Source organism: Pseudokineococcus marinus (genome assembly GCF_013004605.1).
GTDB classification, from domain to species: domain Bacteria; phylum Actinomycetota; class Actinomycetes; order Actinomycetales; family Quadrisphaeraceae; genus Pseudokineococcus; species Pseudokineococcus marinus.
On record NZ_JABEMA010000113.1, the window covers coordinates 1 to 9,284 of the forward strand.

Here is a 9,284-nt window from a genome sequence, read left to right on the forward strand (position 1 = left end):
CGCCCGCGGCGACCGCGCGCCCCGGTGGCGAGGTCCAGCTCGACGTCGGTCGTCCCCGCGGCCGCGGCGAGGGCCTCGACCGCGGCGGCCGACAGGGGCGCCCGGCCGAGGTTGGTGTGGAGGATGACGCCCGTCGCGTTGAGGACGGGCCGCAGGCTCGCCGCCGTGGCGGGCAGGGCCGCGAGGACCTCGGGCACGACGTCCTCCGGCGCGACCTCACCGGTGCGCACACGCTGCTGGACGCCCGTGACGACCTCCTTGACGAGCGCCCGCCCGAGCCGGTGCTGCGGCTCGGCGAGCGCGTCGGCGGCGAGGACGACGTCGGTCCTCGGCACCCGGCGGGCGGGGGAGCGCCGGTCGGCCGGTGCGGAGGTGCTCACGGGGCCGACTCTAGGTCGCGCCCGCAGCGGTGCCGGCGTGGGCGTCGGTCGCGTGCGGGCCGGGGGCCCGCGAGGGCGCGCGCGGCGGAGGCGGACGGGAATCGAACCCGCCAGACCGAGGTGCTCGGCCTCGTCGGTGTTGAAGACCGCGGGGCCCACCAGGAACCCAGACGCCTCCACGCGCGGGGTCGAGTCTGCCGCACGACCGCTCCCCGCGTGGAGGCGGTGGGCGTGCGCGGCCCGGTCGTCGCGGGCGGAGCGGTCACGGGCACACTCGGACGGTGACGGCGACGCCCCATCAGACCGGTCGGCTCACCTCCTACGCCCACGGCGGGGGGTGCGCGTGCAAGATCCCGCCCGGTGAGCTGGAGGCGGTCCTCGCCGGCCTGCCCGGTCGGGGGACGGCGCCCGACGGCGCGGGGACGCTGCTCGTCGGCCTCGACGACGGCGACGACGCCGCCGTCGTCACCTCGCCGGCCACCCCCGGCGTGGGGCTCGTGGCGACGGCCGACTTCTTCACGCCCGTCGTCGACGACCCCTACGACTGGGGGCGGATCGCGGCGACCAACGCCCTGTCGGACGTCTACGCCATGGGCGGGACGCCCCTCGTCGCGGTCAACCTCCTGTGCTGGCCGCGCGACCTGCTGCCGATGGACGTGGCCGCCGAGGTGCTCCGCGGCGGCGCCGACGTCGGCCGGCTCGCCGGGTGCCACGTCGCGGGCGGCCACAGCGTCGACGATCCCGAGCCCAAGTACGGCATGGCGGTGACCGGCCTCGTCGACGTCGAGCGCCTGCTGCGCAACGACGCCGGCGTCGCCGGGGTGCCGCTGTCGCTCACGAAGCCGCTGGGCGTCGGCGTCCTCAACAGCCGGCACAAGGCGACCGGCGAGGTCTTCCCGCAGGCGGTGGACGCGATGACGACGCTCAACGCGGAGGCCTCGCGCGCCGCCGTGGCCGCGGGCGCCCGGGCGGCCACGGACGTCACCGGGTTCGGCCTGCTCGGCCACCTGCTGAAGATGGCGCGCGCCAGCGGTGTCGACGCCGTCGTGGACGCCGCGGCGGTGCCCTACCTCGACGGCGTCCGCGACGCGCTCCGCGACGGGCACGTCTCCGGGGGGACGCGCCGCAACCTCGACTGGGTGCGCCCCCACCTCGCGAGCCGGCTCGGCGAGGACGAGCTGCTCCTGCTCGCGGACGCCCAGACGTCCGGCGGGCTCCTCGTGGCGGGCGAGGTGCCCGGTGCGCCGGTCGTCGGCGAGCTCGTGCCCCGCCGCGGCGCATCGGTCGAGGTCCACGTGCGCTGACCGCCGCCAGCGACCCCGTCGGGCCCGCACCACCGGGTCCCGGGACCGGGCTCGCCCGAGGGGGCCGGGGCGGGCCCCGCCGCGTCAGGCGGCGGAGCCCACCCGACCGGCGTCCTGGCCCTCGGCCGCGGCGGCGGCCTCGGCCTGGGCGCGGCGGCGCGCCTCGAGGCGCTCGCGCTGCGGGACCACCGTGTACTTGGGGTCGCGGGCCGACGCCATGCCCGCCTCGAAGACGCCGAAGCGCGTGAGCAGCGACCCGGCGTTGAGGGCCAGGCCCGACGCCACCCCGACGGCGCGCGAGCGGCCGGCGAAGAGGGCGCCGACGGCGCCGACGGCCGTCAGGGCCTTGGCGGCCTTGAGCCACCGCCCCTGGCGTCCGATCTTGTAGGGCTCCCCGACGAGACCGGTGCGGTGCTCCATCCGGTGGCTCAGGCCGAGCTCGAGCGCGGCCCCCGCGACGGCGGCGCGCCGCGCCGGACCGGCCTCGTGGACGGGCGCGGCGATCATCCCGAGCCCGCCGGCGGCAGCCATGCCCGATCCGGCGAAGACGAACGGCAGCTCCGGGTACGACTCGTGCCAGGTCGGCACCGCGGTGTCGGCGATGAGCACGGCCGTGTAGGTCGCCAGCGGCGGCCCGAGGACGGCGGCGGCGACGCCGGAGGCCCGGCCCACCGGTCCGACGAGCGGCAGGAGCGGTGCGAGGCGGGGGAGGCGCCCCGAGGCCAGCAGCGGACCGCCGACCTCCGCCGCCGCGGCGACGCCGGCGAAGGCGCTGTACGGCGAGAGGATCCAGCTGCCCACGCTCAGCGGCGAGGTGACCTTGAAGACGCGCAGCATGTTGAGGAACCGGCTGGGCATGCCCAGGTCGTGGATGAGCGCCACCACGCTGCCGATGCTGCCGATCGAACCGGCGAGGCGGGCCGTGCGCCGCAGCACCGGCCGCCCGGTCGCGTCCGCGAGCGCTCCGATGACCGAGCTCGAGCCCGCGAGCCCGCCGAGGTAGAGGTACAGCGGGACGTCCGGCACCTTCCACGTGGGCGTGTGGATGACCTGGCGGCCGTAGTAGGACTGGAACTCGGCCTCGGGGACCATGAGCTCCTCGGCGCCGCGGCGCCGGCGCCGCGACGCCCCGGGCCGCCCGCGGTCCTGGGGGCCGCCCGTCAGCGTCCCCTGCTCGCTGGGCGTCGTCGTCAGCTGGTCCCAGCCGTGGCGCTCCCCGCGGTCCGGCGTCGGCCCCTCGCCCGGGGCGGGGGCCGCTCCGTCACGGGGCTCGCCGGCGCTGTCCGGCATGCCGCGCTCGGCGTCGCGTCGCTCGCGAGCGCTCACCGGCGGGCCCCCAGGAAGGAGAGGGCGAGCGCGCCGAGCATCGTGCCCGCCGCCATGGCGGCGTGCTTCCACATGTCCGGCAGGTCGCGCGTCGTCACCACGGGGTCCGGCGGCAGGCCGTAGACCTCCGGGTCGTCGAGGAGGAGGAAGAAGGCGCCGTCGCCGCCCACGCCGTCCTCGGTGTCGTGGCCGTAGAGCTGCGCCTTCGGCTCGCCCTTCTCCTGCAGGACGGCGAGCCGCTCGTCCGCCCGGCGCCGCAGCTCGTCGACGGGGCCGAACTGGATGGACTCGGTCGGGCACGCCTTGGCGCAGGCCGGCGTCATGCCCTCGCCCAGCCGGTCGTAGCAGAGCGTGCACTTGTGGGCGCGGCCCGTGGACTCGCGCTTGCCGATGACGCCGTAGGGGCACGCGGGGATGCAGTAGCCGCAGCCGTTGCAGACGTCGTCCTGGACGACGACGGTGCCGAACTCCGTGCGGAACAGCGCCCCCGTGGGGCACACGTCGAGGCAGGCCGCGTTCGTGCAGTGCTTGCAGACGTCGGAGGCCATGAGCCAGCGGACGCCCTCCGGCGAGCCCGAGGGGCCCTGCTCGCCCGCGCCGGCCGACGGCGCGGGCAGCGAGCCCGGGTCGGTGGCCGTGCCCTCGAGGGAGGACAGGACGTCGAAGTCGCCCATGTCGGCGACCGGGGGGAGCCCGCCGGACGACGACCCGCCGCCGGAGCCGCAGCCACCGCCCGAGCCGCACCCACCGCCACCGCCGGGCGTGGCCGCGGGCGCCGGCCCCGGGCCGATGCCCGGCATGCCGAGACCGACCGGGGCCCGCTGCGGCACGGGCTGCTCGACGAAGGCGACGTGGCGCCACGTCGAGGCGCCGAGCATCGAGCTGTTGTCGTAGGACGTGCCGGTGAGGTCCATCTCCCCGGTGGCGGGGACCATGTTCCACTCCTTGCACGCCACCTCGCAGGCCTTGCAGCCGATGCAGACGCTGGTGTCCGTGAAGAAGCCCATGCGGGGCGGGTGGTCGGCGTCGTAGCCGGTGCCGTCCGCCGGGGACGGGGTGTCGAAGAACCCCTTCCGGTGCCCGCCGGTCGTGGGCCTGCTGTCCGTGCTGGCGCTCACGCCGTGCTCCCTCGGTGGTCCGTGCGGTGGTCGGACCGGTCGCCGCCCCTGTCGTCCGTGGGCCCGTCGGACCCCGGGTGCGCGGTGCCCGAGCCGCCCGACTCCTCGTCGGCGCCCTTCGCCGGCCCGCCGGGGCCGCCCCGGGCGACCGTGCCGTCGGGATCGGCCTGGGCCCCGGCCCCTCCCGGGACCAGCGTCCCGCCGCGCGCCGAGGCGACGTCGCGGTCGTCCGGCAGCCCGGCCCGACGCCGGTAGGACGCCACGTGCTCGACGAGCGCCGGCCCCCGCGGACGCCGGCCCGGCCGGATGTCGCACGTCCCGACCTTGTCCTGGATGTGGGTGTTGGCGTCGAGGGCGATCTCGACGATCTCGTTCGCCGCGTCGCCCGTGGAGAGCCCGTTGGGCCCCCAGTGCCACGGCAGCCCGATCTGGTGGACCACCTCGCCGCCCACGCGCAGCGGGCGCATGCGCTCGGTGACCATGACGCGGGCCTCGATGGCGCTGCGCCCCGACGTGAGCGTGGCCCAGCCCATGTGGTCCAGCCCCTGCATCCGCGCGAGCTCGGGGGAGACCTCGCAGAACATCTCCGGCTGCAGCTCCGACAGGTACGGCAGCGTCCGGCTCATGCCGCCCGCCGTGTGGTGCTCGGTGAGCCGGTAGGTCGTGAAGACGAAGGGGTAGACCCGGCTGCGGGCGGGGTTGCGCCTGTTGCCTGGCACGTCGAAGTCCTGCCGGGTCGGGCTGTAGGTGACCTTCGGGTACACCGGGTTGCCGATGGGCGACTCGGTCGGCTCGTAGTGCGAGGGCATCGGCCCGTCGGCGACCCCGGAGGGGGCGAAGAGCCAGGCCTTGCCGTCGGCCTGCATGACGAACGGGTCGGTGCCCGCGAGGGCGTCCGGCCCCTTCGCACCCGCCGGCGGCACGTAGTCGGGGCGCTTCGTCGCCTCGAAGTCGGGGATGTCGTCACCGGTCCAGCGGCCGGCGTCCTCGTCCCACCACACGAGCTTCTTCCGCTCGCTCCAGGGCTTGCCCTGCGGGTCGGCGGACGCGCGGTTGTAGAGCACGCGACGGTTGGCCGGCCACGCCCAGCCCCACTCGGCGGCGGTGAGGTCCTGCTCCCAGCCGGGCTTGCGCCGCGCCGTCTGGTTGACCTCGTCGGCGTAGGCGCCGGAGTAGATCCAGCAGCCGGAGCGGGTGGAGCCGTCCGCCTTGAGCTCGGTGTACCCCGAGACCGCCGAGCCGTCCGGCCCGGTGCCGCTGATCTCGCGGAGGACCTCCTCGGCGCTGGGCTCCGCGTGCGAGCCCTCCGTCGAGTAGTCCCACGTGAGGTCGAGCAGCGCCCGGTCGTTGGGGTCGGTCGAGCCCGCCAGGCGCTCGCGGAGGATGCGCCCGAGGTGGAAGTAGAACCACAGCTCGCTGCGGGCGTCGTCCGGCGGCTCGACGGCCTTGTGGTGCCACTGCAGCAGCCGCTGCGTGTTGGTGAAGGTGCCGTCCTTCTCGACGTGGTTCGCCGAGGGCATGAAGAACACCTCGGTGCCGATGTCCTCCGTCCGCAGCTCGCCCGTCTCGATCTCCGGGCCGTCCTTCCAGAACGTCGCCGTCTCGATCATCTGGAGGTCGCGGACGACGACCCACTCGCTGTTCGCGAGGCCGAGGCGCTGCAGGCGGGCGTTGGCCGAGCCGACGGCCGGGTTCTGGCCGACGACGAAGTAGCCGGGGACCTTGCCGGCGATCTGGTCGAGGACGGTCTGGTAGGTGCCGTGGTCGCCCGTCAGGCGCGGGATGCGGTCGAAGCAGAAGTCGTTCTCCGCCGTCGCCGCGTCGCCCCACCAGCTCTTGAGCATGCTCACGAGGTACGCGCGGCTGTTGCCCCAGAAGCCCGTCGAGGCCGTGTCCTGCTCGATGTAGCTGTCGAGGTCGAGGCCGTCGCGGGCGTACGGCATCGGCAGGTAGCCGGGCAGGTTGTTGAACAGCGTCGGGATGTCGGTCGAGCCCTGGATGCTCGCGTGCCCGCGCAGGGCGAGGATGCCGCCGCCCGGGCGGCCGATGTTGCCGAGCAGCGTCTGGAGGATCGCCGCCGTCCGGATCATCTGGGCGCCGACGGTGTGGTGGGTCCAGCCGACGGCGTAGGCGAGCGCCGTCGTCCGCTCCCGGCCGCTGTTGCGGACCAGCGCGTCGGCGACGGCGGCGAGCTGCTCCGGCGCGATGCCGCAGGTCTCCTCGACCATCTCGGGCGTGTAGCGCGAGAAGTGCCGCTTGAGGACCTGGAAGACGCACCGCGGGTCCTGCAGCGTCTCGTCGCGCTCCGGCCGCTCGGGCACGCCGCCCGTGCTGAGCGAGTCCCCGCCGCCGGGGCCCTGCGAGCCCTGGTCGGCCGAGTCGGACGACCCGCCCTGCAGCTGCACCCCACCGGCCTGCTCGGGGTCGCGCTGGCCCGAGGCCGCCGTCGTCGCCCCGCTCGCGTACTGCCAGGACGACGGGTCGTAGGCGCGCCTCTCCTCGTCGTAGCCGGAGAAGAGCCCCTCGAGGTCCTCGGTGTCGCGGAAGTCCTCCGAGACGATCGTCGCGGCGTTGGTGTAGGTCACGACGTACTCGCGGAACTCGTGCCCGCCCTGCAGCACGTGGTTGACGAGCCCGCCGAGGAAGGCGATGTCGCTGCCGGCCCGGATGGGCACGTGCAGGTCCGCCACCGCCGACGTCCGCGTGAAGCGGGGGTCGACGTGGATGATCGTCGCGCCCTTGCGCTTGGCCTCCATCACCCACTGGAAGCCCACGGGGTGGGCCTCCGCCATGTTGCTGCCCTCGATGAGGATGCAGTCAGCGTTGGACAGGTCCTGCTGGTGCGTGGTCGCGCCGCCGCGGCCGAACGTGGTCCCCAGACCGGGGACCGTGGAGGAGTGTCATATGCGCGCCTGGTTCTCGACCTGCACGGCGCCGAGCGCCGTGTAGACCTTCTTCATGAGGTAGTTCTCCTCGTTGTCCAGCGTCGCGCCGCCGAGGCTCGCGAAGCCCAGGGTCCGTCGCAGGTGCCGACCGGACTCGTCCGTCTCCTGCCAGCCCTTGCGGCGGGCGTCGAGGACGCGGTCGGCGATCATCTCCATCGCGACGTCGAGGTCGAGGTCCTCCCACTCCGTGCCGTGGGGGCGGCGGTACTTCACCGTCGTCACGCGGCTGGGGGAGGTGACGAGCTGCGTGCTCGCGCTGCCCTTGGGGCACAGGCGCCCGCGGCTGATGGGCGACGCCGGGTCACCCTCGACCTGGACGACCTTCTCGTCCTTGACGTAGACCTTCTGGCCGCAGCCGACGGCGCAGAACGGGCAGATCGAGTCCGCCACCCGGTCCGCCGTGGCGGTGCGCGCGACCTTCGCCTCCGTCCCGCGCGAGCGGACGGCGGCGCCGCGGCCGAGCGCGTCGCCGGTGCCGCGGCGCGCGGCCACGGCTTGGCGCAGCAGCGGCCAGGGCAGGTGCTCGATGACGGACATGGTGCTCCTCACGACCGGCTCCGCTCCGACGCGGGGCCTGCTGGGCTGGAGCCTTCCACGGCGCCCGGGGGCTTCGTGCGGCGGCTCCGGGAGCAGTGGACCCCACGCCCGCCACGAGAGCAAGGGGGCGCGCCCGGGCGGCGGACCCGGGCGGCCCGTCGGGCGCGGCCCGGCGGAACACCCGGCGGCGCCGGGGTGCTGGGGCGGGGGTGGCCGTCCGCGGGCGGCCGATGACCACGGCGGCGCCGCGCGTCGTCCCACGCCCAGCAGCAGGAGGTACCCCGTGAAGGTCGTCATCGTCGGAGCGCACGGCGGCGTGGCCCGCCAGCTGACCCCGCGCCTGGTCGCCGGCGGCCACGACGTCGTGGGCGTCGTGCGCAACCCCGACCACGTCGCCGACCTCGAGCAGGACGGCGCGTCGCCCGTCGTCCTCGACATCGAGACCGCGACGTCCGCGGACCTCGCCCCGCACGTGCGGGGCGCCGACGCCGTCGTCTTCTCCGCCGGAGCGGGCGGCAAGGGCGCCCCGGAGCGCAAGCAGCACGTCGACCGCGACGGCGCGCTGAAGCTGGCCGACGCCGCGTCGGCGTCGGGCGTGCGCCGCTACCTGCTCGTCTCGGCCATGGGCCTGCAGGCCGTCGTCGACGGCGCGACGCCCGACGGCGTCGAGCCCGGCTTCGTCGACTACCTGCGGGCCAAGCTCGAGGCGGAGGACGCGCTGCGCTCGCGCCCCGAGCTCGACCTCACCGTGCTGCGCCCGGGGCACCTGCTCGACGACGAGGCCACCGGCCGCGTCGCGCTCTCGCGCAGCACCTTGGAGGTCGGCGGGGTGCCGCGCGCCGACGTCGCCGCCGTGCTGGCGGCGCTGCTGGCCGCGCCCGGGACGGCGGGGGAGACCCTCGAGCTCGTCTCGGGCGACGTGCCCGTCGAGGAGGCCGTGGCCGCCCTCGCCTGAGCGGTCGCCGTCCGCGGGCCCGGCACCTCACGGGGGGTCGGGCCCGCGGTGCGTCCTGGGCCGCGCGACTGGTCCCCGTCGCGACGGTGGGCGGCTCAGGCGCCGCCGCCGTCCACCGCCCGCGCCACCCGCTCCAGCTCGGCGACGAGGGCCCGCACCGCGGGGACGCGCCGGGCCTCGGGTCGCAGGAGCACCTCGACCACGCGGTCGTCGACCCCGTCCAGCGGCCCGGTGCTGACCCCGGGCAGCGCGGCTGCGCGCAGCGCCCACACCGGCAGGAGGGCGACCCCGAGCCCCGCCGCGACGAGGCGCTGGACGGCGACGTGGTCGTCCGTCGCGAGCCGCACGTCCGGGGCGAAGCCCGAGGCCGCCGCCGCTCGGACGAGGTGGGCGCGGCACCGGGGGCACCCCGCGACCCAGCGCTCGTCGGCGAGGTCGCCGAGGCGGGTCGGCCGCGGCGCTCCGGCGCGGACGACGGCGTGGACGGCGTGGCTGCTGAGGGGGCGGCGCAGGAGGTCGCCGGGCACCGGCTCGGGGTCCCCGACGTGGCGGAAGACGAGGGCGACGTCGGCCCGGCCCGCCCGCACGGCGTCCTCGGCCTCGGGCGGCTCGAGCTCGGCGAGGCGGACGTCGAGGTCCGGCGCCGTCGCGGCCAGCGCCGCGAGGGCCTCGGGCAGGACGAGCGCCGTGGCCGTCGGGAAGGCGGCGACCGCCACCTC

At 76.1% G+C, this 9,284-nt stretch carries 5 protein-coding genes, 1 tRNA gene and 2 pseudogenes; 2 read left to right on the top strand and 6 right to left on the bottom strand.

Features of this window, described 5'->3' with window-relative positions; all coding sequences use genetic code 11:
- Positions 1-380, bottom strand: a pseudogene (locus HLB09_RS19930) (L-seryl-tRNA(Sec) selenium transferase); the annotation flags it as partial.
- An 85-nt stretch (positions 381-465) separates the two neighbouring features.
- Positions 466-558: transfer RNA gene (locus HLB09_RS09010), tRNA-Sec, on the bottom strand.
- A 103-nt stretch (positions 559-661) separates the two neighbouring features.
- Between HLB09_RS09010 and selD the strand changes: the two genes are divergently transcribed.
- A complete protein-coding gene (gene selD / locus HLB09_RS09015; RefSeq protein WP_171203054.1) occupies positions 662-1,684 on the top strand; it encodes a selenide, water dikinase SelD in 1,023 nt (340 codons plus the stop codon).
- Positions 1,685-1,768: 84 nt separating this feature from the next.
- On the opposite strand, the gene nrfD is transcribed toward selD, so the two are convergent.
- The 3 genes and pseudogenes from nrfD to fdh all read right to left on the bottom strand — a co-directional run.
- Entirely contained in the window at positions 1,769-2,974 is a 1,206-nt protein-coding gene (gene nrfD, locus HLB09_RS09020; RefSeq protein ID WP_171203055.1) for an NrfD/PsrC family molybdoenzyme membrane anchor subunit, read from the bottom strand.
- 32 nt (positions 2,975-3,006) lie between these two features.
- The gene (locus tag HLB09_RS09025) at positions 3,007-4,017 is read right to left on the bottom strand and encodes a 4Fe-4S dicluster domain-containing protein (protein ID WP_171203059.1); all 1,011 of its coding nucleotides are present in this window, start codon (positions 4,015-4,017) and stop codon (positions 3,007-3,009) included.
- Positions 4,018-4,355: 338 nt separating this feature from the next.
- Positions 4,356-7,610 (bottom strand): annotated as a pseudogene (gene fdh / locus HLB09_RS09030) (formate dehydrogenase); the annotation flags it as partial.
- A 283-nt stretch (positions 7,611-7,893) separates the two neighbouring features.
- Here fdh and HLB09_RS19335 point away from each other — a divergent pair.
- Complete coding sequence (locus tag HLB09_RS19335) at positions 7,894-8,565, top strand: SDR family oxidoreductase (protein WP_171203057.1); 672 nt, start codon at positions 7,894-7,896, stop codon at positions 8,563-8,565.
- Between the two features lie 95 nt (positions 8,566-8,660).
- Here HLB09_RS19335 and HLB09_RS09040 read toward each other — a convergent pair.
- Positions 8,661-9,284: LysR substrate-binding domain-containing protein (locus HLB09_RS09040; RefSeq protein ID WP_171203058.1), on the bottom strand; the 624-nt coding region annotated here is incomplete at its 5' end.